The organism is Cryobacterium sp. Hb1 (assembly GCF_004403585.1).
GTDB lineage: Bacteria > Actinomycetota > Actinomycetes > Actinomycetales > Microbacteriaceae > Cryobacterium > Cryobacterium lyxosi.
Map to the genome: position 1 here is coordinate 355,301 of NZ_SOHI01000008.1, position 24,190 is coordinate 379,490.

Here is a 24,190-nt window from a genome sequence, read left to right on the forward strand (position 1 = left end):
CACCGCGTTAGCGGCGACGGCCCTTCTTGTCGTCCTTCACGTGTCCACGGAAGGTGCGGGTAGGTGCAAACTCACCGAGCTTGTGACCGACCATGCTCTCGGTGACGAACACCGGGATGTGCTTGCGTCCGTCGTGCACTGCGATGGTGTGTCCGAGCATGTCGGGGATGATCATCGAGCGGCGCGACCAGGTCTTGATTACGTTCTTGCTCTTGGCTTCGTTCGCCGTGAACACCTTGCGAAGCAGGTGGTCGTCAACGAAGGGGCCTTTCTTAAGACTTCTTGGCATCGTCTACTCCTACTTACGCTTCTTGCCGACGGTACGGCGACGAACAATGAGCTTGTCGCTTTCCTTATTCGGGTGGCGGGTGCGCCCTTCCTTCTGGCCCCAGGGGCTGACGGGGTGACGTCCACCGGACGTCTTACCCTCACCACCACCGTGCGGGTGATCGACCGGGTTCATGGCAACACCACGAACGGTCGGGCGAACGCCTTTCCAGCGCATACGTCCGGCCTTGCCCCAGTTGATGTTCGACTGCTCGGCGTTGCCGACCTCGCCGATCGTCGCGCGGCAGCGAGCATCCACATTGCGGATTTCACCAGACGGCAGACGAAGCTGGGCGTAGACGCCCTCCTTCGCGACGAGACGAACCGACGAACCGGCGGAGCGGGCCATCTTGGCGCCACCACCCGGACGCAGCTCGATCGCGTGAATGATGGTACCGGTGGGGATGTTCTTCAACGGCAGGTTGTTGCCGGGCTTGATGTCAGCCCCGGCTCCCGACTCGATGATGTCGCCCTGGCTGAGCTTGTTCGGCGCGATGATGTAACGCTTCGTGCCGTCGATGAAGTGCAGGAGCGCAATGCGCGCCGTGCGGTTCGGGTCGTATTCAATTTCAGCGACGCGGGCGTTGACGCCGTCCTTGTCGTTGCGCTTGAAGTCGATCACGCGGTACTGGCGCTTGTGGCCACCACCGATGTGACGGGTCGTGATGCGGCCCTGGTTGTTACGTCCACCGGTCTTGGAGAGCGGACGCAGAAGCGACTTCTCCGGGGTGGAACGCGTGATTTCCGCGAAGTCGGCAACGGATGAACCGCGTCGACCCGGGGTCGTGGGCTTGTACTTACGAATAGCCATTAGTTATCCCTCTGCCTGTCGCTTAGCCGACGGCCGTGAAGATGTCGATGGAGCCAGACTTGAGCGTGACAATGGCACGCTTGGTGTCCTTGCGCTTGCCCATGCCGAACTTGGTACGGCGAGTCTTGCCCACGCGGTTCAGGGTGTTGATCGAAGCGACCTGCACCTTGAAGATCTTTTCGATCGCGAGCTTGATCTCCGTCTTGTTCGAACGGGGGTCAACGATGAAGGTGTACTTACCCTCGTCAATCAGGCCGTAGCTCTTCTCAGAGACAACCGGAGAGATGATGATGTCGCGGGGGTCCTTGTTGGTCGCGATAGTCATTATGCGGCCACCTCTTCCTTCTTGGTCTTGCTCTCCACGAACGCGTTGAACGCGCCAGTGGTGAAGACGATGTCGTCGCTGACGAGCACGTCATAGGCGTTGAGCTGATCCCACGAGAGGATGTGCACCGTCGGGATGTTGCGAATGCTTCGCAACGTGGTCTCGTCGGTACGCTCGAGAACAACCAGCACGTGCTTGCTCGTGGCAATCTGCGTGAGCAGCTCCAGGGCAACCTTGGTGTTGGGGGTCTCCGCCGTGAACAGTGCCTCGACGATGTGCAGGCGGCCACCGCGGGCGCGGTCGCTCAGTGCACCCTTGAGGGCTGCGGCGATCATCTTTTTCGGGGTGCGCTGGTCGTAGCTGCGCGGGGTCGGTCCGTGGACGATTCCACCACCGGTCATCTGAGGAGCACGGATCGAGCCCTGACGGGCGCGACCGGTTCCTTTCTGCTTGAACGGCTTACGGCCGGCACCGGAAACTTCTCCACGGCGCTTGACCTTGCTCGTTCCCTGGCGTGCGGCAGCAAGCTGCGCAACAACGACCTGGTGGATCAGCGGAATGTTGGCTGGAACGTCGAAGAGCTCGTCGGGAAGCTCAGCAGAGCCTGCCTTCTTGCCCTTGGCGTCAATGATGTCGAGTGCTGTAGCCATAGTGACTAGGCTCCCTTCACTGCGTTGCGAACGAATACGAGGCGGCCACGAGCACCGGGAACGGCACCCTTGACGAGCATGAGGCCCTTGTCGGCGTCGATAGCGTGCACCTTGAGGTTCAGCACGGTTACGCGCTCGCCACCCATACGACCGGCCATGCGCATGCCCTTGAAGACACGGCTCGGGGTCGAGGAAGCGCCGATGGAACCGGGCTTGCGGTGGTTACGGTGCGAACCGTGAGAGGAGGAGACACCCTTGAAGTTGTGACGCTTCATAACACCGGCGAAACCCTTACCCTTGCTGGTGCCCATGACGTCAACCTTGGTGCCGGCAGCAAAGACACCGTCAACGGTGAGTTCCTGGCCCAGGTTGTAGTCAGCGGCGTCCGCGGTGCGGAGCTCGGTGATGTGGCGACGCGGCGTGACGCCGGCCTTGTCGAAGTGACCGGCGAGAGGCTTGTTGACCTTGCGCGGGTCGATCGGGCCAGCGGCGATCTGAACGCCGTTATAGCCGTCCACTGCCTTGGTGCGAATCTGCGTGACAACGTTCGGCGCGATCTCGATGACGGTAACGGGAACAAGCTTGTTGTTCTCGTCCCACACCTGGGTCATGCCGAGCTTTTTGCCGAGGAGACCCTTGGTGGTCTTGGTATCGGAGTAAGACATCGCGGGCCCTAGAGCTTGATCTCGATGTTGACGTCGGCCGGAAGGTCGAGGCGCATGAGCGAATCAACAGCCTTCGGGGTCGGGTCAATGATGTCGATCAGGCGCTTGTGGGTGCGCATTTCAAAGTGCTCCCGGCTGTCCTTGTACTTGTGAGGTGAACGGATGACACACACCACGTTCTTCTCGGTCGGAAGCGGCACCGGGCCGACGACTGTAGCGCCCGCACGGGTCACTGTGTCGACGATCTTGCGCGCCGAAATGTCGATGACCTCGTGGTCATACGACTTAAGTCGAATGCGGATCTTCTGTCCCGCCATGTCGAACTCTCTCTCTGTCGAGGCGTCTTACAGACAACGGCACGATTTGCCGAGGTTGCATTGGACGCCGTAGTAGCACTGCTGCCATTAGCACCACTGTTCATATGTCAATTTCGAATCGCGTACGAATAAACGACGCTCATCGTCAACGTCGACTCCCAGAAGCAGAACCCGGGGGACGGCACGGTTTTACCCACGCCGACCAGATCGTTGATTTGTGCTGCGCTCTGCTCCCTGCGGCCTAGCCTGCAATCTGCGCTCATCCGACGATGTGTTTTTCGAAAGAGCGTGACGCGACTATGCACTGCCTGGCAGTGATTCCGGCGACGCGTAGCGCACACCGAAAGTGTTGAACTAGAAGAGTCTGCCACACAATTGCCACTTCATGCAACCCGGGCGTGTCGCACGCTTCTCGGCGGCCCGTGCGCGTCGCCCGCTATGCCGACAAATACCCGCGTGCAGCCGAACGTGGGCATCGACTTTGCCGCAACTCCAGCGACTACCCCGCTGCGATGCCGGAGGCGACGCGCGCGCTCTGGTCGGGGCAACTCTTCGCGGTGGAGTCGGTAAGAACGCGCTGGGCCATGATTTGTCGGGATTTCTCAGACAAGCCGGTCGTTGGGTACTCGGCAAGCACCTTGCTGATGATCTCGGGAATCGACAGGGCGGCATACTGCGTGAGGCTGTCGCAGACCAACACGCTGTAGACACTGACGGTACTGGTCACGATGCTGTCGAGAATCTGCTGTTCAGACTGAGCGGTAGGCGTGGGCGTTGGGGTTGGCGTGTCGATAGGTGACGGAGTGGGAGTCGGCGTCACCTGGGCGATCGTGGATTCGGTGACGGGAGCAGACCCGATCAGGCGTGGCACGATCACCACGGCCAGGATGGCGATCACGACAACGGCAATCCCCATCAGGATGCGCATTTCCAGTTTCGATATCTGCATGCGGAGACCATAACCGGATAAGGCCATTCTCGCCGCGGACGACCACATCTGAAGTCATGCTCTGGAATCAATGGCGGCTGCAGCAAGAAGTTAGGGAGGCCGGGTACGAAAAAAGGGGCCAGGCCCGAAGGCCCGACCCCTTTTCAGGAGATCAGTAGAAAGTGACTACTTGATGATCTTGGTCACCGTGCCGGCGCCGACGGTGCGGCCACCTTCACGGATAGCGAAGCCGAGGCCCTCTTCCATGGCGATCGGCTGAATCAGCGCGACAGTCAGGTCGGTGGTGTCGCCAGGCATGACCATCTCGGTGCCCTCAGGCAGCGTGATGACGCCGGTGACGTCCGTGGTGCGGAAGTAGAACTGCGGGCGGTAGTTCGCGTAGAACGGGTTGTGACGGCCACCCTCGTTCTTGCTGAGGATATACGCGGTGCCCTCGAAGTCGGTGTGCGGCGTAACCGAACCCGGCTTGACGACGACCTGGCCGCGCTCAACGTCTTCGCGCTTGGTGCCACGAAGAAGAAGTCCACAGTTCTCGCCGGCCCAAGCCTCGTCGAGCTGCTTGTGGAACATCTCAATACCGGTAACCGTGGTCTTCTGCGTCGGGCGGATGCCGACGATCTCGATCTCGGAGTTGATCTTGAGGGTTCCACGCTCGGCGCGGCCCGTTACAACGGTGCCACGACCGGTGATCGTGAAGACGTCCTCGATCGGCATCAAGAACGGCTTGTCCTTGTCGCGGATCGGGTCGGGAATGAAGTCGTCAACGGCCTGCATCAGAGTCAGGATGTTGGCGGTCCACTTCTCGTCGCCCTCGAGCGCCTTGAGTGCGGAAACCGGAACGACGGGGGCGTTGTCGCCATCGAAGCCCTGGCTCGAAAGCAGCTCACGAACTTCGAGCTCGACGAGCTCCATGATCTCTTCGTCGTCAACCATGTCGGCCTTGTTCAGCGCGACGAGCAGGGTCGGAACGCCGACCTGCTTGGCGAGAAGAACGTGCTCACGGGTCTGAGCCATCGGGCCGTCAGTAGCGGCAACCACGAGGATTGCACCGTCCATCTGAGCAGCACCGGTGATCATGTTCTTGATGTAGTCAGCGTGGCCCGGAGCATCGACGTGCGCATAGTGACGCTTGTCGGTCTCGTACTCAACATGTGAAATGTTGATCGTGATGCCGCGCTGGCGTTCTTCCGGAGCCGAGTCAATCGACGCGAAGTCGCGCTGAACGTTGATCTTGGACGGGAACTTATCGGCAAGAACCTTGGAGATCGCTGCAGTCAGCGTGGTCTTTCCGTGGTCAACGTGACCGATCGTTCCGATGTTTACGTGCGGCTTTGTCCGCTCGAACTTGGCCTTGGCCACTGTGGGTCCTCCTCAGGACTCGCGTGCAAATTCACGGCCGCCGTTATGAGCGGCCGGTATGCGCTGGATGTGTCTATTTATATTACTCGGGCCAGGTGGCCTAAGCGATTCAGGCCCGAAGGCCACCTTAGGGCTATTCGCCCTTGTTCTTGTTGATGATCTCGTCGGCAACTGCCTTCGGGACCTCCGCATAGCTCTCGAACGTCATCGAGTACACCGCACGGCCTGAGGTCTTCGACCGCAGGTCACCGATGTAACCGAACATCTCCGACAGTGGAACGTGAGCGCGAATTACCTTCACGCCCTGCGCATCCTCCATGGTCTGGATCTGCCCACGACGCGAGTTGAGGTCTCCGATTACGTCACCCATGTATTCCTCAGGGGTACGAACTTCGACGGCCATCAGCGGCTCGAGCAGAACGGGGTTCGCCTTACGAACGGCTTCCTTGAAGCCCATCGAGCCGGCAATCTTGAAGGCCATCTCCGAGGAGTCAACGTCGTGCGCAGCGCCGTCAAGCAGGCTGGCTCGAACCCCCACCATCGGGTAGCCGGCCAGGATGCCTACGCGGAGCGCATCCTGGATTCCAGCATCCACCGAAGGGATGTACTCACGCGGGATACGGCCACCAGTGACCTTGTTGAGGAACTCATACGACTTCTCAGCAGTGATTTCCATCGGCTCGATCGCGATCTGAATCTTCGCGAACTGGCCGGATCCACCGGTCTGCTTCTTGTGCGTGTAGTCGTGACGCTCAACGGACTTGCGGATCGTCTCGCGGTACGCCACCTGGGGCTTGCCGACGTTCGCCTCAACGTTGAATTCACGCTTCATGCGGTCGACGAGGATATCCAGGTGAAGTTCACCCATTCCCTTGATTACCGTCTGGCCAGTTTCCTGGTTCTGTTCGGTACGGAAGGTGGGGTCTTCTTCAGCGAGCTTCTGAATAGCAAGGCCCAGCTTTTCCTGGTCCTGCTTGGTCTTGGGCTCGATAGCGACCTCGATGACCGGGTCAGGGAAAGTCATGGACTCGAGTACGACCTGCTGGTTCGGGTCGCACAGGGTATCGCCCGTGGTGGTGTCCTTGAGGCCGATGACCGCGTAGATGTGACCGGCGGTAACGAAACCGACCGGGTTCTCCTTGTTGGCGTGCATCTGGAAGATCTTGCCGATGCGCTCCTTCTTGCCCTTGGTCGAGTTGATGACCTGGGCTCCGGAGTCGAGACGGCCCGAGTACACGCGCACGTAGGTGAGGCGACCGAAGAACGGGTGCACCGCAACCTTGAATGCGAGAGCAGTGAACGGCTCCTCGGCATCCGGGTGACGCATGATGACCTTCTCCTCGTCGCGAACGTCGTGGGCCTCAATGGCGGCCACGTCGAGCGGGGTGGGGAGGTAGTCAACGACAGCGTCGAGCATCGGCTGAACGCCGCGGTTCTTGAACGCAGAACCACAGAGAACCGGGTAGATCTCACTGTTGATCGTGAGCTTACGGATGGCGCCCTTGATCTCGGCAACCGTCGGCTCTTCGCCGGCGAAGTAACGCTCCATGAGGTCGTCGTCGGTTTCGGCGACGGTCTCGAGCAGAAGCTTGCGGTACTCGGCAGCCTTCTCCACGAGGTCGGCGGGGATCTCTTCGATGGCGTACTTCGAGCCCATCTCCACGTCACCCTTGGAGTCGCCACGCCAGGTCAGCGCACGCATCTGAACGAGGTCAACGACACCCTCGAACTCAGACTCTGCACCGATCGGCAGCTGGATGACCAGCGGCTTCGCGCCGAGGCGCTTGATGATGGTGTCGACCGTGAAGTAGAAGTCGGCGCCGAGCTTGTCCATCTTGTTGACGAAGCAGATGCGCGGCACGTCGTACTTGTCGGCCTGACGCCACACGGTTTCGGACTGGGGCTCAACGCCCTCCTTGCCGTCGAACACGGCAACGGCACCGTCGAGAACGCGGAGCGAACGCTCCACCTCCACGGTGAAGTCCACGTGTCCGGGGGTGTCGATGATGTTGATCTGGTTGTTGTCCCAGAAACACGTCGTCGCAGCGGAGGTGATCGTGATGCCACGTTCCTGCTCCTGCGCCATCCAGTCCATCGTCGAGGCGCCGTCGTGGGTCTCGCCGATCTTGTGGTTGACACCCGTGTAGAACAGGATGCGCTCAGTTGTGGTGGTCTTGCCAGCATCAATGTGAGCCATGATGCCGATGTTGCGGACCTTACTCAGGTCGGTGAGCACGTCAAGTGCCACGGGGGTCCTCCAGCGGGTAGGGGTGGGAATGCGGAACGAGGCCGTGAGCATCCGCTTTTTCAGCGGTCAGGCGCGTGCCGACGCAAGCCGGAACGCGCCTGAACCGATGATCAGGAATGCTCGAGAGCCGAACTACCAGCGGTAGTGAGCGAAGGCCTTGTTCGCTTCAGCCATTTTGTGAGTGTCTTCACGACGCTTGACAGCGGCACCGAGGCCGTTGCTCGCGTCGAGGATCTCGTTGGTGAGGCGCTCGGTCATGGTCTTCTCGCGACGCGCCTTGGCGTAGCTGGTCAACCAGCGAAGGGCCAGTGTGTTGGCGCGGTGCGGCTTGACCTCAACCGGAACCTGGTACGTGGAACCACCGACGCGGCGCGAACGCACCTCGAGGGTCGGACGAACGTTGTCGAGTGCCTTCTTCAGCGTGACAACGGCATCCAGCTCGTTCTTGGCGGAGACACCGGCGAGGGCATCGTAGACGATGCGCTCGGCGAGGCCCTTTTTGCCATCGAGAAGGATCTTGTTGACGAGCTGGCTGACGATGGGTGCACCGTAAACCGGGTCGGCAATGACAGGGCGCTTGGGAGCGGGTCCTTTACGGGGCATTACTTCTTCTCCATCTTTGCGCCGTAACGGCTGCGAGCCTGCTTACGGTTCTTGACGGCCTGGGTGTCCAGTGCGCCGCGAATGATTTTGTAACGCACACCGGGGAGGTCCTTAACACGGCCTCCACGCACGAGCACCATGGAGTGCTCCTGCAGGTTGTGGCCCTCGCCGGGAATGTAGGCGGTGACCTCGGTGCCGTTGGAAAGCTTGACACGGGCGACCTTGCGCAGAGCCGAGTTGGGCTTCTTCGGGGTGGTCGTGTACACGCGCGTGCAAACGCCGCGCTGCTGCGGGTTGGATTTCAGGGCGGGAGCCTTGGTCTTGGTGACCTTGGGGCTACGGCCCTTCCTGACCAACTGCTGAATGGTGGGCACTAATTACTCCTTGTTATTGCTGCACGGTGACAGCTTTGTGATGGTTAGCATTCGACCTCTTCTTTCGAATTGGTCGAGTTCATCTGGACCCGCTTGAACCCACACGATTGCTCGCGCGTGTTTTGGTGGGTATGCCGTGGGGGCTTGCTCGAAGAGCGAACCCTGCATGTGTGGAATCTTGCCCCGACCTGGTGCTTCCTCGATGCGAACATCGTGAGGGCATAATTCAGGCGCACGACAAGCGCACACCTCGCAATTCTAGCCCGGCGCAGCCACGCCGGTCAAATGGGTTGCGCCCCGTCTCGATCCCGTCTGGCGCCCATTTTCATATCGCTTATGTGGACGGGGCCCGGGCCCCGTCCACGGGCCCAGTATATAAACTGGGCCCGTGTTCATAAGGTGGGCCCGGTCGTTGAGGAAGCGGATGCCACAGCTCGGCTAGGGATTGCGCGGCCAAAGCGGAGAATCAAGCGTGCTCCCGAGGTCGACGAGCAGAGCCTGCACCTGGGGCTCGACGAATTGCGCGATCGCGGTGAGCAGACGGGGCCTCTGCTGGGCGAGTTGGGCGCAGACCCGCAGGCCTACCCGGGTCGCGAATTCGTCGGCAAGCTGCATCTCCGCTTTGAGCGCTCGTTTTTCTGCGGGGGTGAGCGGCGGCAGGGGGTCAGAGGGCGCGGGAACACTGTGCTCGTGCTCGGCGCTGTCGGATTCGGCGACAGGTGGGGGCGGTGATTGCCCGGCGGGGAGGTGCTGGTCGGCGAGCTCGGTGAAGGTGAAGAGATAGGGGGCATCCGCTGCCGGTTGCGGGTCGAGGTCCAGGCCGCGAAATTCCGGGTCCAGGCCCTCGGCGGGCCGGTAGGCCTGGGCCGATTCGCGGCGCTCACTCAGGTTGAGCTCGTGCGCGAGCCGGGGCAGGTTGAGTTCGGTGTATTCGTCGACGGAAGCGTCGATCACGATCTTCATCCGCATCGACAGGGCGTGCTGCACGACGTGGGGTACGTCGACCGCGAGTCCAGCGGAGGCGATGATCGGCGATCCGAAGCACTGACGGCAGAGGCGCGCCCGACCGCGGTGTGTCGCGGGGCGCCACCGGGTGATCCAACGCAGCCAGTTCTCAACCTCGTGGTTGACACGCGACTCGATGGACCTATCCATACTGAATAGGGTACCCGTAACGCGTCATGCGCGAGATGCCAACATTGCACCGTCGTCGCGGGCTAGTTATTGTCGTTTTTCTCCCAGGGCCACTTGGGGGCACCGGACCCTGCAGGCTTAGCGAGGAGTACGAGAAAGAACAGAAAGGCGATGAGCCATCCGCTCACGGCGATGGCGATGGCGAACGGGCTCGTCATCTCTGCGCCGATGAAGGTGACCGAGCGAAAGAGTTCGCCGGCGCCGAGGCTGTAGACGACTCCCCCGGAGATGCAGTAGCCGAGATAGGCCGCGACGCCTGAGACGAAGATCGGCAGCGGGGGAATTTGCGTCAGTCGCTCTGGGGACCGCAACACGGCACTGAGGATGACCCAGACCAGAGCAAGGACCGCGATGGTGACCATGATGGGGCCGAGGAGGGCACCGGCATCCGCTTCGTTGATGACATCGCGATTGAGCAGCAGGCTCAGTACGCCGAACGCTGCAACGATGAACGCGGCGTAGAGCGCGGCCGAAAAGGCCGCCATGGTGATTGCGTACTTTCGGTATTCCCGCATGGCTCCAGCGTAGGCCCGTCGGGTGCAACGCGCCGCTATTGAGGACGGGGCCCCGGCCCCGTCCCCGGGCCCAGGTTAGAGCATGGGCCCGCGTTCGGGGCCCAGGCCCCGTCGCAAGAGGGGGGCGCGGGCCTCGGGTCAGGGGCGGGTGACGTGCGGGCCGTCGGCGAGGAGGCGCTCGTACTCGGTGCGGGCCTCGAGGTTCTTGGCGGTGACGCGGCGTCCGCGGCGGGCGATCCAGGCTCCGGCCCAAATTGGCACCTCGCGGGCGATGATCGCGGCAGCGATGGCGTAGGGGTTCAGCCACAGCGACGCAACGAAGCGGCTGACGTCGGCCTGGCTGAGCCCGTCGGACGTGCCGTCGAGCATGAGTCCGAGGAGCGCGGCACCGATGAACGAGAAGTACACGATCACGGCAACGACAAAGCCGAAGAGCACATAGGCCCACCAGCCGCCCCGATTGACCAGGGAGATCAGCCCGGTGAAAGCGAGGAAGAAGAACACAACCGGCACATACGAGATCGGCAAGGAGGCGAAGAGCATGAAGCTGCTCAACGTCACGGCCATGGTCGTGCTGGTCATCCCGATAATGATGAATGCCGCGACGGCGTACAGCAGGGCGAACACGACTGTGGCGAGAAGGGCGATCAGAATGCCGCCGCCGCGGTTGCTGCGGTTTTTCGGCTTGGTCGGCGCCTGCACGTAGATCGGCGACTGGGCCGGAGGCGTGTACGACGGCGCGAACGCGACCGGCGCGTCGAGCGGAGCATCGACCACGGTGTAGTCGATCGGAGTGGCGTCGATCGGAGTGGCGTCGATCAGGGGCTCCGCGGCGGCGGTTCCCACGACGAGCGCAACCGGCACAACCGGCGACGTCGGCTCGGAGTCAACGGCGGCACTCGTGACGGGAACCGTTGCGGCGGGCGTATAGGAGTCGGCGTAGTCGTCGGTGAGGCTCGGTGCCGCGGCATCTGTCGATGCGACCGGAGTGGCCGTCGACATGGGCGCCAGGTTGCGGGCTGCGGCCGAAGCGGATACCGCGTCGGCGCGCTCGGCCGCACTCAGGTTGGCGTTGATGGCGTCATAGTCGATGACGATGGGTTCCTGCTCGGGTTCCTGCCCAACCGAAGATTCCGCCGAGGCCGACTCCGCTTCGACCACCACCGCGGCGTGCTCTGGGGCACCGTCCTGGTCGGTGGGAACCTGCTCTGACACGGTCAGATCAGGCGCTGCGGCAGCATCCGTTTCCGGGTTCTTCTTGCCGTCGGTTGGCGTATTGTCGCTCATGCTGAACTCCTCGTGGCCTTCGCCGTGATTGACTCCTACTGTACCAAGGGCACAGCAAATGCCACGGAGACTCGGCGCGGCGGCCGTATTATCCCGCCGTTGCCGCCACGGGCGTCACGAGCGAATACACCAGTCCCGATATCGTCGCGTTCACCGTGCCCGGAAGTTCGGGCGCCGCGGCGGTGTTCAGGCCGTCGACGAGAAATAGCCGACTCCCGGATTGCAGACGCGAGACGAAATCGAGCACCTGGTCATAGCTGCCCGTGACAGTGACCTGCAGTGGGAAGGCGGCGAAGTTGGTGTTGTTGATCTCAGTGGCACTGGTGGCCGTAGTAACGGCCGGAACGATTGCTGGAGCTTCGGTCACCACCGGCGCGACCGGCGCGACCGGCGCGACCGGCGCGACCGGCGCGACCGGCGCGTACGCTACCGCCTCGGTCACCGTCATCCCGGTCAGGGTGAGGCCGGTGGCCAGGGCCTGGGCGTCGAGTTGGTCAACCAAAGCCGGCATGGCCGAGCCGCTCGGTACCGATTCGGCGAGCGCCTCTGCGGTCGCGGTAAGCACGTTGAGGTTCTTGAAGTCATGCTTGAGGCGCGCGAGCAGCGCGACGTGCTCGGCATTCGTCGCCTGCACGACGGTGCGGCTTGCGTTCGCGGAATTCATACTCGCCAGCTGTGGCTGAATCCCCAGCACGACGCCGAGAACGACGATAACGCTCGTCACCAGCACGGAGCCGATGAGCCAGAGTTTGTTGCTGTCCATAGCTAATTCTTTTCGGTCGGGTCGAAACGACGCACGAACGCGGAGTCGTTGACGTGCATGGTGATGGTGACCGTGTAGATACCCGTGGTCTGCTCGAGGGTGACCGATCCGGGCAAGGCGTCGGCGAACCCGTCGAGGGTGGCGAGGGCGCTGAGCCAGGCCGGGATGTCCGGCAGTACGGTGCTCGTGGCGGTGAACGATACCGTCGCGACTCGTGAGCCCTGCAACGGAGCGGTCGCCTGGGTATAGGCGACCAGCGGTGTGGCCGAGTCAACCTGCACGGTGGTGATCGCCACGCTGCGCGGCAGGGTGTTCTGCACGGCATCAAGGTAGGTCTTCCAGTCGATCTCGGTGGAGGCTCCAACCCTCTGCGCTGCCTCGGTGAGCGTGACCTGATTCTGCAGTGCACGCACGGCAAAATATTGACCCTGATCGGTCAGCAGGGTTGCGGTACGGTCCTGCTCGCTGGCCAGATTCACCTGGGCCGTATACGAAAGAGCGCTCGCCGCCCCGACAAGCAACGCGACGACCGCTGCTACCCCGATGACACCGACGGTCAGGCGCCGTCGTTGCTGCTGGCCGCGACGTTCAGCCCGCACCTCGGGCGGGAGCAGGTTCAGCCGATGGTCGCCGCCGATGACCAGCACGTCATCTTTCGCTGCGCGCTTCATGCTGCACGCCCGAGCGCGAGTCCGAGCGCCACGGTGTAGGCGGCACCGCTTTGGCGCAGCGCCTCCGCATCGATAGCGGATGCCAGCGCCACCGTCGACAACGGTTCTCCCGTGGATACCCCCAGGCGGGTCAGTCTCGACACGGCCCCCGGCAGCCCCGGCATCTGGGCTCCCCCGCCGCTGAGCACGATCGCGGTCACCGGATCGCTGGGTCGAGTGTTCGCGTAATAGTTGAGGGTGTTGAGCACACTGCCGAGCTGATCGTTCATGACCTCCGCGATGATATCGGCGCCGACCACGTCGATCGGGCCTGATCCGCCAGCGATGACCCCGTCGAACGGCACCGCGCCGCGGGAGGACCCTGGTCGGGTATCGGCTGCAGCACGGGCCAGTAGGCCGACGCGCCGTTTGAGGAGGTCGGCGGTGCCGACATCCGTTGTCAAGCCGGTAGCGAGGGCCTGGGTGACGTCGTCGCCGCCGGTCGGGATGATGCGCACGAACTGCGGTACACCCTGCCGGGTGACGACCACGCTCGTGGTCGAGGCGCCGAGGTCGATCACCGCGACGACGCCGTCGATGCCAGGGCGGGTGACCAGCAGACGGCTGATTGCGAACGGAATCAGGTCGACGTCGATCGTGGTGAGACCGGCCAGCCGAACCGCGCTCACGTTGGCGACGACCGCTGCCTTGACCGCCGCAATGAGCAGCCCGTTCACGGTGGGGCCGTGCTCTGTGGTGGATTCCGAGATGGGATAGAAGTCGAGCAGGGCATCAGCGACGGGCACTGGCAGAAGGTCCTGGACCTCGAATGGAAGCGACTGGCGGATGCGCGCGAGCGACATTTTGGGCACGCTCAGGTTGCGAGCGAGCACCCGCTGATTTCCCATGCCGAGCACGACCTGGCGGGTGTGAAACCCCCCATTCGACCACATGGTTTTGAGCGCCGCTGCGACGGTATGCGGCTCGAGCACCTCGCCGCCGACGACGGCGCCGACGGGCAGCGGAACCTCGTGATAGCTCAGCACTATTGGCCGAGATTTGCCGGGGTTGCGCACCTCGACGGCACGCAGGTGTGCCGTACCGATGTCTATTCCTACGATGTTTGAGGACACGCGCGGTGCTCCTTTATATAGTGGTCGTAAATGATGCTCATGGAATCAACGCGCCTGCGGCGGTGAACGCCGTACTGACTTCCACCAGCAGGTTCACGCTGTAGGTCGCGGCTACCGGAGAAAGATATTTGGGGGGTGCGATGTAGCGAAAGCGCGGATCGTAGGTGTAGTTCTTGCTGTAACCGTGGACGCCGCTGCTGTTGGCCACCCGCACGATGCCGCGGTATTTCTGGGCAAGCGATCCCTTGACGGTGAGCACGCCCTGGTTGCCGCCGCGATCGTTGTTCTGCACCTGCACGGTGTGGTCGAGCGACAGCATGGCCGCGTCGATGCGGCGGTTATCGGGCAGCATCGCGCCGGCGCCGGCCGGGCAGCTGCCGACACAGACCGGGTTCCAGATCCACAGGGCGTTTTGCGCGACCAAACCGAGCACATCGACGGCGCTATCGGCATAGATGATGTCACCGGTGACATAAAGAAAATTGTCAGTGGCGACGGTCATGGTGCCGGCTAGCGTGCCCTTGATGAAGGCGTCACCGTGGCGGCAGCCGTACGAGGTAGGAATGGAGGCCACGTTCTCGTTCGACCGGGGAAAGCCGATGCCGTTACCGGCCGCGCAGGTCGCGGCGCTCTGGCCGCTCGGCCAGGCGGTATCGCTCCGGAAATTGGGGTCGGCCGGCAGCAGCGGCACGCTTTGCACGAACAACAGGTTGGCGTTCAATACCGGTACGGTGGCGCCGCCAGTGGATCCGAGTGCGCCGGTTGCGGTGCCGGGCACTCCGCAGGCCGCGGGCATGCTGCCCGATGAAGCCGGTTCGCCGACGACCCGGGTAGCTTTGCTCCACGGTGAGCGGACGGTCATGGTGCCGTTTGAGTTCATCACGATACTGGTGGGCCCGGTGTAGAGGCAGCCGGGTTCGGCGATGCCGGCGTCGGTGCGGGTCTCACTCCGCAACGACGCGTTCGTGGCGGGCATCGCGATGACGGGGCTGTTGGTTGGCAGGCCGGCGTTGAACACCTGCCCGGTGCAGCTCGAGCCGGAGGAGGTCCGGCGCAGGTAGTTCCCCCCGGGATTGCCCGTGCTGACTTTTCCATTGAACGTCGCCTGGCACACTCGGATGGTGTCATTGGAATGAACCGGGCCGTTCAGCACGTCGCCACCACCGAACGCGACGTCGCTGCACACGGTCGAGCCGCCGGTTGGCGCCGGCCGCCCCGCCCAGGCGTAGGTGTCGGCGCAGGCAGGGTTGGTCGCGCCACTTTGAACGGGATCCTGAATCTCGTACATGGTGAAATACAGAAAGTCGATGAAGCCTGCTTGTTTGAGGTTGGCGACGACGCTGCGGGTTTTGGTTCCGACCCGCCCCGTCGAGCGGATGCGCAGCACCCCCGACGAGGAGTAGGCCGAGTTATCGACCTCGTAGCGAAACGACGCGGTGCCGTCGCCGCCGGCGACACTCGCCCAGCTGCCGGTTGCGCCGATTCCAAAGGCTGGATTGGCCACGGCGGGCGCGGTAAGCGTACTGCTGGAACTGAACGCCGCAGTGGGGTTGCCGAATCGGTAATACGTGTTGTCGTTGGCGAGCCGGCTCTCGTATTCGTCGACCCCGGCGTAGGCAGCGGCCATTGCGCCGTTCCAGTGCTGGTCGCCGGTGGCTTTGAGGCTGCCGCTGACCGAGAAGGTCATGGCCGTCGCGACCAAGGTGAGCAGCACGAGGCCGATGCCGATCACGACGAGAAGGGCTGCTCCGCGTTCTGGCGACGCCGCCAGACTCCCGGTGCGCCACAGCCAGCCGCGACGAACGACGCCACCCATCATGGTCCCCCCACGGCGAGGCGCACGTTGGGCATACCGACCGTATTGCTCAGGGTGACCGCGCTGCGGGCATCCGCAGTGCTGGACTGGACCGTGAGGGTGACCGTGACCGTGACGATGCTGCGCAGCTGCACCGGGGTCAGCGCCGAACCTACCGGCAGAACAACGCCCGCCGAGTCGGCAAAGCTGAACAGCGGCAGACCACTGCCGGACGGTGCCACGGTCTGGGCCAGGATGCGGGTGGACAGCACGGTGGTCGCAAAGGTGAAGAGGCCACCGGGGTGCGGGATCGACGCCCAGCGCGTCTCGACCAGGCGTCGCTGAGCGTCGACCGCGAGGCGAATTTTCACCGGCTGCTGGGTGGACAAACCGAGGTTGACGTAGGCATACAGGGTCAGTGATTCATTTCTCGCCTCGGAGATGGCGGGGTCGGCGAGGGCGGGGCTCGCGACGGGGTTTGCCGTGGCGGCGCGAATCGACCGCGCCATCGCATTCATGCCGTTGGAAGCTTCACGGGTATTGGTGCCCAGCGCCGACGCCGAGCCGAGCGCCCGGGTCGCGCTCACGTAGAGTCCCGAGATCATGACCAGAGTCACGCTGAGCAACACCATCGACACGAGCAGTTCCACGAGAGACAGGCCGGTCTGATCGGTCTGAATTGTGCGCCAGCGCATCACGGGGTCACCACCCTGCGCGGATCGAGTGTGAGAACGGCGCCCGCACTCCCCCGGGTTTGCACTGTCACGCTCGCGGCGACGACCGGAACGATTTGTGTGCCGCTCGTCACTCCGGAGAACAGCGCGAACGAGCCAAACGGCAGACCGAGCTGCGCCGTCGCCCCGACCGGAAGCGGCCCGAAGGTGTAAGTGGTGCCGAGCGCACAGCCGGGGTCACCTGGCGCTGCCCCCTCGGGCTGGGACACGGCCCGGAGATACTGCCCGGCCAGGCCAGTGATGGTGAAGACACCGAGCGGCACATTCACGCTCGCAGCACCGCCGGGCAAGGTCGCTACCGAAACCGCAGCCGTGCCGATCGCGCCGTCCGCGGCCGGAGTGGTCCAGGCTCCGGGATCGACCGAGACACAACCCTGCGTTGCCGGCGTGGCGGGAATGATCGAAGTGGGCGCTACATAGGTGCCGGCGAACACCTGATAGCCGGAGGCGAACGGGTGCAGCCGAAAGGTCTGGGTGGTCGCGACGCTGGCATTCAGTGGCGTGTAGGCGGCATAGTTGCTGCGCCAGGTGGTGTGCAGGTCACTTGGCAACAGCGTCGTTCCGGTGCTGACATTGGTGGCGTAGTGGGCCGTGAGCGTTCCGGCGAGGTCATAGGCGAACGAAACGGATGCCGCGGTTCCGGCCGCGACACCCACCGTCTTCACCGGGGTGGTCGCCTGGTTCTTGTCCACGTAGTTGGGGCGGGAAGCGCTGACGTCGTAGGTGCCGGGCTTGACCTTGAGCAGGTAGCTGCAGCCCTGGGCATCCGTTGCGGCCGGAGCGACGGACAGGGTCTGGGCCCCGTTGGGTACCGCGTTCGGCACGGCCGAGATGGACACCCCGGCGGCGCCACCGCCGCCGGCGGTGAGCACCGACACGAGGATGGTGCCGAGAGCGGGATCGTTGATGCGACTGCCGGGGGCGAGCGCGCTATCGGCGCGCACGAGCGGGGTCGAAGCCCGCATGCTGTCCCAGCCGACAGTGACGTTGATGTGGCGGTAGCGCAGCTGGCCACCTCCGGAACCACAGTTACCATCGGCGCCGGTGGACGTCTCCCAGGCTGTGGCGCGGTGCACGGAGAAGGTGGTGCCGTTCTGCACGACCGTGCTGTCGCGGTCGAGCACGCTGAATACGTCGCCGGCCGACCGGGCCAGGTCGATCTCCTGGGCGGCCAGGTTGGTGGCGACTTCGCGGGACCGGGCGTCGTTGCTGAGGTAGAGCGATGTGACGATGCCGTAACCCGCACCGACGGCGATGACGGCAAAGATCATCATGGCCACGAGAATTTCGATGAGGCTGATGCCGGCTTCGGAGTTCGCTCGTACATCGGAGTGACCTGGACGACGTAACAGTGCATGCACGGGGCCTCCTTCGCGGGATTCACGGTGTGGGGTTGAAACAGAACCGCGCGGCCGGGGCGGCCCGAAAGCCTGCCCCGACTCACGCCGGTATAGCGTTAGTGCCGAGCGGATGCAGTGGTCAGCCGGAGCATCCGCTGCCGCACTACCAGGTGCAGGTCGTGGGTGCAGTGGTGCCAGCGCGGTTGGTGACTCCGAGGACGTCGGTCACGTAGTACTGGGCGCCGGTCGCGCTGGTAGCGCCGATGCAGAAGGTCGACGGCGAGAGGTTCACGAAGCTGATCGTGCTCGAGTGCACACCCTGGGTGAACCCGGCGGCCGTAATGCCAGTGACGGTCGTCGCCATCGGGTTGGCGGCGGTTGCCGGCAACACGCCGTTCTGCGTCTGCAACGAAATAATCGCGGTCTTGGCGTTGGCCAGGTCGCTCTTCACGCTCGCGTCCTTGGCGTTGTTCTGCACGCCCAGGTAGACCGGAATGGCGATCGCGGCGAGAATTCCGATGATGATCACGACGACGAGCAACTCGATCAGCGTGAACCCTCTCTGGTTCTCGGTGAAGCGTGCGCGGCGCAGGTTGAGGGAAGCAAGCAGGCGAGTAATCATGGTGAGTCCATTCGGGTTGGAAGTGGGTGGTGCGAAGCGAGTCGGGTAAGAACTCGTAATGCCGTGCGGTGTTTCTTCCGATCGAGGGTGCGATCGGAGCTTCAGATTACGGGTGAGATTTTCTCGCCCACGACCCACGTTCGCGGGTGATTTGGGTTTTACCCACCCCCACTAGGAACGGCACTCGAACGGGGAGTCGCTGGCGGGCAAGCGCGCCAAACACCCCCGTCGAGCGAGGGTATTCGCACAATCAGGACTACTTGATCATGCTGGCGATGCTGAAGATGGGCAGGTAGAGGGCGATGACCATGCCACCAATGACGACACCGAGAAAGGCGATCAGCAACGGCTCAATCACGGCGGTGAGCTGCTCAGTGGCAGTGTGCACCTCCTGATCGTAGAAGTCGGCGATTTTGTCGAGCATCAGCTCGATCGTGCCGGCATCCTCTCCCACTGCGATCATCTGGGTGACCATGGCCGGAAAGATCGGATGCTCCAGCAGCAGCTCCGAGACCGACTGTCCGCGGCGCACGCCCTCGGCTACCTGGGTGAGGGCGTTCTCGATGGCCCAGTTGCCGCTGGTCTCCCCCACGATCGCGAGGGCGTGCAGAATAGGCACGCCGGCGCCGAGCATGTTGGCGAAGTTGCGGCTGAACCGTGCCACGGAGATCTTCTTCTGCAGTGGGCCGAACACCGGCACTCTCAGCCGCAGGGGGTCGAGTACCCGGCGCACCCGGTCGGTGTGTTTGTTGCGACGCCACCACACGGCGAACGCGATACCGGCAACGAGAGCGATCGGCACGACGTAGATCATCGATCCGGACACGGTGACGAGCAGCTGAGTGGGCAGCGGCAACGAGCCACCAAGCCCGGCGAACATATCCTGAAAGATCGGCACGATGAAGATCAGCATGATCATCACCGCGGCGACCGACATAGAGAGCACGATCACCGGGTAGGTCATGGCCGACTTGATGGTGTCGCGCAGCTTGACCTCCGTCTCGAAGTTCGCGGCGATCGAGTTCAAAGCCTGGTCGAGAAAACCGCCGGTTTCGCCGGCCCGCACCATGCTGATCATGATGGGTGGAAAGGCCAGCGGATGCTTCGCGAGCGACTCCGAGATCGACTGCCCGGCCTCGACGTCGTCCCGCACCAGTGCGAGCACCGCCGCGAGCGGTTTGCTCTCGGTCTGCTCGGTGAGAATGCAAAGAGCCCGCAGCAGCGACAGCCCGGCCGAGATCATGGTCGCGAACTGCCGACTCAGAATAGCGAGATCCTTCAGGCGCACCCCGCGCGAGAAGCCCGGCAGCGCTATGGAGCGCGCCATACCGGTGGCGGGCGGAGACTCCACGATCGAGATCGGAGCGATGCCCTGCGAGTTCAGTCGCGCGGCCACCTGACCCGAGTTCTGCGCATCGACTCGTCCCTTGACGTTCCTGCCCCTCGTGTCGCGACCGGTGTAACTGAAAACCAGTGTGGCCGACATCAGTTCACCGCGCGGGCGAACCCGACATTGTTGTCGGCGTCGTGGCCGGAGTCGTACCCAGCGCCGACCGCAGCGAAGGCAAAGGCCCCGGCCACCGGTTCGGTGCGGTGGATGAGCAGTTCCAGTCCGGCAATATCGTGGGCCTTGGCCAGCGCGGCTGCGCGGGTGATCTGTCCCATGTTGACCAGTTCAGCGAGGTGCTGGTCCATGGTGTGCATGCCGCGCTCCCGACCGGTCTGCATCATCGACTCGATCTGGTGCGTTTTGCCCTCGCGAATGAGGTTGGCGATGGCCGGAGCGGTGACGAGAACCTCGGTCGCCGCGACCCGGCCGGCCCCGTTCGCCCACTTCACGAGGGTCTGGCAGACCACGCCCTGCAGGGTCTGGGCCAGCTGCGCCCGCACCTGGTTCTGCTGGTGCGGCGGAAAGACGTCGATGATACGGTCAATGGTTTGCGCCGCGCTCTGCGTGTGCAGCGTCGCGAACACGAGGTGACCGGTCTCGGCGGCGGTCAGCGCTACCTGGATCGTCTCGAGGTCGCGCAGTTCACCAATGAGAATCACGTCGGGGTCCTGCCGCAACACGTGCTTCAAAGCGGATGCGAAACTCGCCGTGTCGTGTCCCACCTCGCGTTGGGTCACCAGGGACTTCTTGTGGGCGTGCAAAAACTCGATCGGGTCTTCGACGGTGACGATATGGTCGGCCCTGGTGCTGTTCACGAGGTCGACAAGGGCTGCCAGCGTCGTGGATTTTCCCGAGCCGGTTGGCCCGGCCACGAGCACCAGCCCGCGAGGCAGCCCGGCGAATGCCGACACCGATTGCGGGATTCCCAGGGCTTTGAGGTCTTTGATCTCGTGCGGAATGAGCCGAAAAACCGCACCAACGGCGCCGCGCTGCTGGTGCACGTTGACCCGAAATCGACTGGACACACCGGTGACCGCGGCGTCCTCCAGCGTGTAGGCGAAATCGAGTTCATGGTCTCGATCGAAGATGACCTGCTGGGCCCGGGTGAGAATGCTGCGGATGGCCCGGTCTGCTTTCAGGCTCGACCAGGCTGGGCCGGCGCCGACCGGGCCGAGATCGCCGTCGCGGCGAATGCAAGGCGGAGCGGCGACAGAGACGTGCAGGTCGGACGCCCGCCGCAGCACCACCTCATGGAGGGCGTCGATCAGGTCGACGTCGGGTACGCCGAGCACATCGGGTACCGCCGGGTCGACACCGCGCGGAATCCAGTCGCCGGGACCGCTACGGGGGGCCACGCGCGTGCGCCGACGCTTGGTGGGCAGCACACGGATTTCATCGCGATGGGTGGCGCTCACTGCGGCGCTAGCCGATACCGGGGTGAAGCCCGTGAGCTCGCCGGGCATGCGGGTGTCGTTTGGCGACAGGGAGGTTTTCGGGTCGTCCATGAGCGATTCCTTCTCGGAGCAAGCGTGTCGGGTACTGATTGCCGCGAACAGGCACGGCCGTTCGGGTACGCGACCACTCGCCCAGGGTGCGACGAACGGTCGTTGCGGGCCTCGCGAGAATGGAGTCAGGGTAAGTCTTGTTCGCGGGAGGTCTACGCCACGCGCAACGTTATTGAAGCTCGTTTCGCGGCGGTAGCCCGCGATCTGGGGGTCTGCCGCTTAGTGCTCGAGCGCCACACCATCTGGATCCAGCAGAACGTAGATCGTGCCGAGAACGGTCATATCGTTCACGATCTCTCCCGCACCGGTATCGGTCGCCACCGAGGAAATCGCGATGCTGCGCTGGCCGTGCTGAAGGCCGGCCACGAAGTCGAAGAGATTACTGTGGGCACCGGCGATCGAAAGTGCAACGGTTATAGCCAGATAGTTTTCCGGGATGAGTGCCGACGATGTGGCGGGAACAGCGGATGCGACGGCTGCGGAATCCGCTCCCGCGCCTGACGCCGCCACAGCGCCGCTGTCGACTGCCGGTTCCACGGCGGGCTGAAAGGCAACGGCATCGCTGATAACCAGCGAATCCAGTGTCACACTGTTCTGGCGGGCGATGACTTCCAGCTCATCCAGAAAGTCGGGAATGCCGGCATCTATCGGTACCCCGCTCTGCAGGGTGGCGAGGTAGGTACGAAGTTCCGCGATTCCGGCAAAGTCCTGTTTCAGAACGATCAAATCGGCCTCGTGCTCTGCATATTTCGCCAGTATGACCTCACGTTGCGCCGTTGTGGCCTGAATCTCTTCCAATTTTGGCGCGATCCCCAGCATCCCGCCGAGAACCACCGCCGTGCCGATGATCAAGATCAGCACGGCACCGAATAGTCTGTTGCGCGTCATGGCGTCACTGTCCCCCAGCGATGCGATTTGATCGCGCATCTTTATTGATATTGATGACCAGTTCGACGACGTACTGGCCGGTTTCCGTGCGGGTCACCGAACCGGGGTGGGCGTCCGCGTAGCCGGGAAGCGTGCGCAGGTTCGTCAACCACATGGGAACAGCGGGCAAGGTCGGACTGGTGAGGCTCAGCGTCAGGCTGGCAACACGCGGGTTGTACAGGGGAACGCTGCTCTGCTCGTATTCCGCCCACGGCGTGCCGGATCCGACGGTAATCGCCTGGATGGTGACATCAGAGGGCAGACTTGCCCGGACGGCCCCCAGGTAAGCACGCCAATCGACCTCGGTGACAGCAGCCAGCTGCCGCGCCGCCGTTGTCAGGTCGATTTGATTCTGCACAGTGCGTACCTCCGAATATTTTGCAGATTCCAGCAGCAATTCAGTGGTGCGGGCCTCGGATGCGTCGAGCCGGGACTGTGCCCGCCCTGCCTCGAGGGACACCGCTGCGACGGCGGCAATAACGACCAGCACGATGCCGGCCGCAACGATCGACATGATTCGGCGGAGCAGCCGGCCCTGGCGGGCGGCCTTGAGTTCGGGGGGCAGCAGGTCTGCGCGTGGCTCCCCGCCGAGGATCAGCTCGCGGCCATCCGTTGTGCGTTTCATGCTTTACTCCCGAGAGCGAGGCCGAGGGCAGCTACGAACGTGCACTGGGAGTTTTCGAGATATTCCTGGCTGACATCGGGACCGAGCTCGAGTGCGCCGTACGGCTGCGCCGGAACCACCGGAAAACGGGTCAGCTCGCTGAGCGCGGCACCGAACCCTTCAAGCCGAGCGCCCCCGCCCATGAGCACGATGCGGCCGATGGGTAGCTCCGGACGACTGTTCGTGAAGTAGGCAATGGTGTTGCGCAGGCTTTCCAGCAGTTCCGAGGTGATCTCCCGAATGATGGTGGCGGCTATTTCATCTTCTGGTGCAACCTCATCCAGTAGGCCCAGCCGCGTCTTGAGCAACTCCGCCGCCTCTTCGTCAAGGCCGAGGCGCACGCGCAGCGCCTTGGTGAACTCATTGCCGCCGGAGGGAATCACCCGCACGAACTGCGGCACGGCATTCGAAGAGATCAGTACGCTCGACGAACCGCCACCGATATCAATCTGCACGATCACCTCGGGGGCGGTCACCGCACGGTTGATGGCACGACTGCGAGCGAATGACATGATGTCAACGGTGACGGCGTGCAGTCCGGCCAGCCTGGCGGCCTTGATATGCGACTGCACGACTCCTTTCATGGCTGCGATCAGCAGCCCGGAAATTTGCGGGCCAGACTCGCCCTCGCTGTCGACCTCGGCAATGGGGTAGAAGTCGAGCAATGCCTCCGCGGTGGGAAACGACAGCAGGTCCTGCACTTGGAATGGCAGCGACTCCCGAATGCGGCGCAGCGACATCTTGGGCACGGTCAGGTTGCGTACGACCATGCGGTGGTAGCCCATACCGAGCACGACGTCCTTGGTCGTGAAACCGCCGCTCGACCACATCCGTTTCAGCGCCGCGGCGACGACAGCCGGTTCGAGTACCTCACCGCGACTGACCGCGCCAAAGGGCAGCGGCTCTTCATAGCAGCGCACGAGCACAGGATGATCCGTTTCGGCATCCCGCATCTCTACGGCGCGCACGGCGGTAGTGCCGATGTCGAGTCCGACCACACGAGTAGTCATTTGTTTCCCCCAGTGAGAATTTGATGTGTAAGC

General features: G+C 63.3%; 26 protein-coding genes. All 26 read right to left on the reverse strand.

The window, feature by feature from the left end:
* Positions 1-7 precede the first annotated feature (7 nt).
* The 26 genes from rpsS to pilM (E3T38_RS03695) all read right to left on the reverse strand — a co-directional run bounded on the left by rpsS (position 8) and on the right by pilM (E3T38_RS03695) (position 24,157).
* Complete coding sequence (gene rpsS / locus E3T38_RS03565; protein WP_104127852.1) at positions 8-289, reverse strand: 30S ribosomal protein S19; 282 nt, start codon at positions 287-289, stop codon at positions 8-10.
* 9 nt (positions 290-298) lie between these two features.
* A complete protein-coding gene (gene rplB, locus E3T38_RS03570) occupies positions 299-1,138 on the reverse strand; it encodes a 50S ribosomal protein L2 (protein WP_092339441.1) in 840 nt (279 codons plus the stop codon).
* A gap of 22 nt (positions 1,139-1,160) precedes the next feature.
* Positions 1,161-1,463 carry a 50S ribosomal protein L23 gene (gene rplW / locus E3T38_RS03575; protein ID WP_092107233.1) on the reverse strand — a complete coding sequence of 101 codons (303 nt, stop codon included), beginning with the start codon at positions 1,461-1,463 and terminating at the stop codon, positions 1,161-1,163.
* Positions 1,463-2,113 carry a 50S ribosomal protein L4 gene (rplD, locus tag E3T38_RS03580; protein ID WP_092107231.1) on the reverse strand — a complete coding sequence of 217 codons (651 nt, stop codon included), beginning with the start codon at positions 2,111-2,113 and terminating at the stop codon, positions 1,463-1,465. The genes rplW and rplD overlap by 1 nt, the downstream gene beginning before the upstream one ends.
* A 5-nt stretch (positions 2,114-2,118) precedes the next feature.
* Positions 2,119-2,778, reverse strand: coding sequence for a 50S ribosomal protein L3 (rplC, locus tag E3T38_RS03585; protein ID WP_092107229.1), 660 nt, complete (start codon positions 2,776-2,778; stop codon positions 2,119-2,121).
* A gap of 8 nt (positions 2,779-2,786) precedes the next feature.
* Positions 2,787-3,095, reverse strand: coding sequence for a 30S ribosomal protein S10 (gene rpsJ / locus E3T38_RS03590; protein ID WP_035834607.1), 309 nt, complete (start codon positions 3,093-3,095; stop codon positions 2,787-2,789).
* A gap of 499 nt (positions 3,096-3,594) precedes the next feature.
* Positions 3,595-4,044, reverse strand: coding sequence for a hypothetical protein (locus tag E3T38_RS03595; RefSeq protein WP_134546216.1), 450 nt, complete (start codon positions 4,042-4,044; stop codon positions 3,595-3,597).
* A gap of 165 nt (positions 4,045-4,209) precedes the next feature.
* Positions 4,210-5,403, reverse strand: coding sequence for an elongation factor Tu (gene tuf / locus E3T38_RS03600; RefSeq protein ID WP_104127849.1), 1,194 nt, complete (start codon positions 5,401-5,403; stop codon positions 4,210-4,212).
* Positions 5,404-5,536: 133 nt separating this feature from the next.
* The gene (gene fusA, locus E3T38_RS03605; RefSeq protein WP_104200570.1) at positions 5,537-7,651 is read right to left on the reverse strand and encodes an elongation factor G; all 2,115 of its coding nucleotides are present in this window, start codon (positions 7,649-7,651) and stop codon (positions 5,537-5,539) included.
* A gap of 132 nt (positions 7,652-7,783) precedes the next feature.
* The gene (rpsG, locus tag E3T38_RS03610; protein ID WP_092107221.1) at positions 7,784-8,254 is read right to left on the reverse strand and encodes a 30S ribosomal protein S7; all 471 of its coding nucleotides are present in this window, start codon (positions 8,252-8,254) and stop codon (positions 7,784-7,786) included.
* Positions 8,254-8,628, reverse strand: a complete 375-nt coding sequence (gene rpsL, locus E3T38_RS03615; protein ID WP_035834602.1) for a 30S ribosomal protein S12 — start codon at positions 8,626-8,628, stop codon at positions 8,254-8,256. Before rpsL ends, rpsG begins: the two co-directional genes overlap by 1 nt.
* Before the next feature lie 438 nt (positions 8,629-9,066).
* Complete coding sequence (locus E3T38_RS03620; RefSeq protein WP_134546218.1) at positions 9,067-9,783, reverse strand: spermidine/putrescine ABC transporter substrate-binding protein; 717 nt, start codon at positions 9,781-9,783, stop codon at positions 9,067-9,069.
* A 62-nt stretch (positions 9,784-9,845) separates the two neighbouring features.
* Positions 9,846-10,337, reverse strand: a complete 492-nt coding sequence (locus tag E3T38_RS03625; protein WP_134546220.1) for a hypothetical protein — start codon at positions 10,335-10,337, stop codon at positions 9,846-9,848.
* 138 nt (positions 10,338-10,475) lie between these two features.
* Entirely contained in the window at positions 10,476-11,624 is a 1,149-nt protein-coding gene (locus E3T38_RS03630; protein WP_134546221.1) for a hypothetical protein, read from the reverse strand.
* 88 nt (positions 11,625-11,712) lie between these two features.
* Complete coding sequence (locus E3T38_RS16880; protein WP_194088090.1) at positions 11,713-12,387, reverse strand: hypothetical protein; 675 nt, start codon at positions 12,385-12,387, stop codon at positions 11,713-11,715.
* Between the two features lie 2 nt (positions 12,388-12,389).
* Positions 12,390-13,058 (reverse strand): hypothetical protein, encoded by a 669-nt coding sequence (locus E3T38_RS03645; protein ID WP_134546225.1) that lies wholly within the window; start codon positions 13,056-13,058, stop codon positions 12,390-12,392.
* Positions 13,055-14,170 (reverse strand): type IV pilus assembly protein PilM, encoded by a 1,116-nt coding sequence (gene pilM / locus E3T38_RS03650; protein WP_134546227.1) that lies wholly within the window; start codon positions 14,168-14,170, stop codon positions 13,055-13,057. The genes E3T38_RS03645 and pilM (E3T38_RS03650) overlap by 4 nt, the downstream gene beginning before the upstream one ends.
* Before the next feature lie 37 nt (positions 14,171-14,207).
* Positions 14,208-15,989, reverse strand: coding sequence for a hypothetical protein (locus E3T38_RS03655; RefSeq protein WP_241984270.1), 1,782 nt, complete (start codon positions 15,987-15,989; stop codon positions 14,208-14,210).
* Positions 15,986-16,660, reverse strand: a complete 675-nt coding sequence (locus E3T38_RS03660) for a type II secretion system protein J (protein ID WP_370448983.1) — start codon at positions 16,658-16,660, stop codon at positions 15,986-15,988. The genes E3T38_RS03655 and E3T38_RS03660 overlap by 4 nt, the downstream gene beginning before the upstream one ends.
* The gene (locus E3T38_RS03665) at positions 16,660-18,060 is read right to left on the reverse strand and encodes a prepilin-type N-terminal cleavage/methylation domain-containing protein (protein ID WP_166805402.1); all 1,401 of its coding nucleotides are present in this window, start codon (positions 18,058-18,060) and stop codon (positions 16,660-16,662) included. Before E3T38_RS03665 ends, E3T38_RS03660 begins: the two co-directional genes overlap by 1 nt.
* A gap of 142 nt (positions 18,061-18,202) precedes the next feature.
* Entirely contained in the window at positions 18,203-18,661 is a 459-nt protein-coding gene (locus E3T38_RS17335) for a type II secretion system protein (protein ID WP_198417289.1), read from the reverse strand.
* A 256-nt stretch (positions 18,662-18,917) separates the two neighbouring features.
* The gene (locus E3T38_RS03675) at positions 18,918-20,147 is read right to left on the reverse strand and encodes a type II secretion system F family protein (RefSeq protein ID WP_134546232.1); all 1,230 of its coding nucleotides are present in this window, start codon (positions 20,145-20,147) and stop codon (positions 18,918-18,920) included.
* Positions 20,147-21,556 (reverse strand): type IV pilus twitching motility protein PilT, encoded by a 1,410-nt coding sequence (locus tag E3T38_RS03680; protein ID WP_304562046.1) that lies wholly within the window; start codon positions 21,554-21,556, stop codon positions 20,147-20,149. Before E3T38_RS03680 ends, E3T38_RS03675 begins: the two co-directional genes overlap by 1 nt.
* A 219-nt stretch (positions 21,557-21,775) precedes the next feature.
* On the reverse strand, positions 21,776-22,444 hold the full coding sequence (locus E3T38_RS03685; protein WP_134546234.1) for a hypothetical protein: 669 nt from the start codon (positions 22,442-22,444) through the stop codon (positions 21,776-21,778).
* 4 nt (positions 22,445-22,448) lie between these two features.
* A complete protein-coding gene (locus tag E3T38_RS03690) occupies positions 22,449-23,108 on the reverse strand; it encodes a hypothetical protein (RefSeq protein ID WP_134546236.1) in 660 nt (219 codons plus the stop codon).
* Positions 23,105-24,157 carry a type IV pilus assembly protein PilM gene (gene pilM, locus E3T38_RS03695; protein ID WP_134546238.1) on the reverse strand — a complete coding sequence of 351 codons (1,053 nt, stop codon included), beginning with the start codon at positions 24,155-24,157 and terminating at the stop codon, positions 23,105-23,107. Before pilM (E3T38_RS03695) ends, E3T38_RS03690 begins: the two co-directional genes overlap by 4 nt.
* Positions 24,158-24,190 lie beyond the last annotated feature (33 nt).

Coding starts and splice junctions, on each gene's coding strand:
- rpsJ (WP_035834607.1), bottom strand. CDS start 3,095: ATGGCGGGACAGAAGATCCGCATTCGACTTAAGTCGTATGACCACGAG.
- E3T38_RS03595 (WP_134546216.1), bottom strand. CDS start 4,044: ATGCAGATATCGAAACTGGAAATGCGCATCCTGATGGGGATTGCCGTT.
- E3T38_RS03680 (WP_304562046.1), bottom strand. CDS start 21,556: ATGGACGACCCGAAAACCTCCCTGTCGCCAAACGACACCCGCATGCCC.
- E3T38_RS17335 (WP_198417289.1), bottom strand. CDS start 18,661: ATGATTACTCGCCTGCTTGCTTCCCTCAACCTGCGCCGCGCACGCTTC.
- E3T38_RS03690 (WP_134546236.1), bottom strand. CDS start 23,108: ATGAAACGCACAACGGATGGCCGCGAGCTGATCCTCGGCGGGGAGCCA.
- rplB (WP_092339441.1), bottom strand. CDS start 1,138: ATGGCTATTCGTAAGTACAAGCCCACGACCCCGGGTCGACGCGGTTCA.
- rpsG (WP_092107221.1), bottom strand. CDS start 8,254: ATGCCCCGTAAAGGACCCGCTCCCAAGCGCCCTGTCATTGCCGACCCG.
- rplD (WP_092107231.1), bottom strand. CDS start 2,113: ATGGCTACAGCACTCGACATCATTGACGCCAAGGGCAAGAAGGCAGGC.
- E3T38_RS03655 (WP_241984270.1), bottom strand. CDS start 15,989: ATGATGGGTGGCGTCGTTCGTCGCGGCTGGCTGTGGCGCACCGGGAGT.
- E3T38_RS03625 (WP_134546220.1), bottom strand. CDS start 10,337: ATGCGGGAATACCGAAAGTACGCAATCACCATGGCGGCCTTTTCGGCC.
- E3T38_RS03675 (WP_134546232.1), bottom strand. CDS start 20,147: ATGTCGGCCACACTGGTTTTCAGTTACACCGGTCGCGACACGAGGGGC.
- E3T38_RS03620 (WP_134546218.1), bottom strand. CDS start 9,783: ATGGATAGGTCCATCGAGTCGCGTGTCAACCACGAGGTTGAGAACTGG.
- rpsS (WP_104127852.1), bottom strand. CDS start 289: ATGCCAAGAAGTCTTAAGAAAGGCCCCTTCGTTGACGACCACCTGCTT.
- E3T38_RS03660 (WP_370448983.1), bottom strand. CDS start 16,660: ATGCGCTGGCGCACAATTCAGACCGATCAGACCGGCCTGTCTCTCGTG.
- E3T38_RS16880 (WP_194088090.1), bottom strand. CDS start 12,387: ATGGACAGCAACAAACTCTGGCTCATCGGCTCCGTGCTGGTGACGAGC.
- E3T38_RS03630 (WP_134546221.1), bottom strand. CDS start 11,624: ATGAGCGACAATACGCCAACCGACGGCAAGAAGAACCCGGAAACGGAT.
- E3T38_RS03645 (WP_134546225.1), bottom strand. CDS start 13,058: ATGAAGCGCGCAGCGAAAGATGACGTGCTGGTCATCGGCGGCGACCAT.
- E3T38_RS03685 (WP_134546234.1), bottom strand. CDS start 22,444: ATGACGCGCAACAGACTATTCGGTGCCGTGCTGATCTTGATCATCGGC.
- rplW (WP_092107233.1), bottom strand. CDS start 1,463: ATGACTATCGCGACCAACAAGGACCCCCGCGACATCATCATCTCTCCG.
- pilM (WP_134546238.1), bottom strand. CDS start 24,157: ATGACTACTCGTGTGGTCGGACTCGACATCGGCACTACCGCCGTGCGC.
- rplC (WP_092107229.1), bottom strand. CDS start 2,778: ATGTCTTACTCCGATACCAAGACCACCAAGGGTCTCCTCGGCAAAAAG.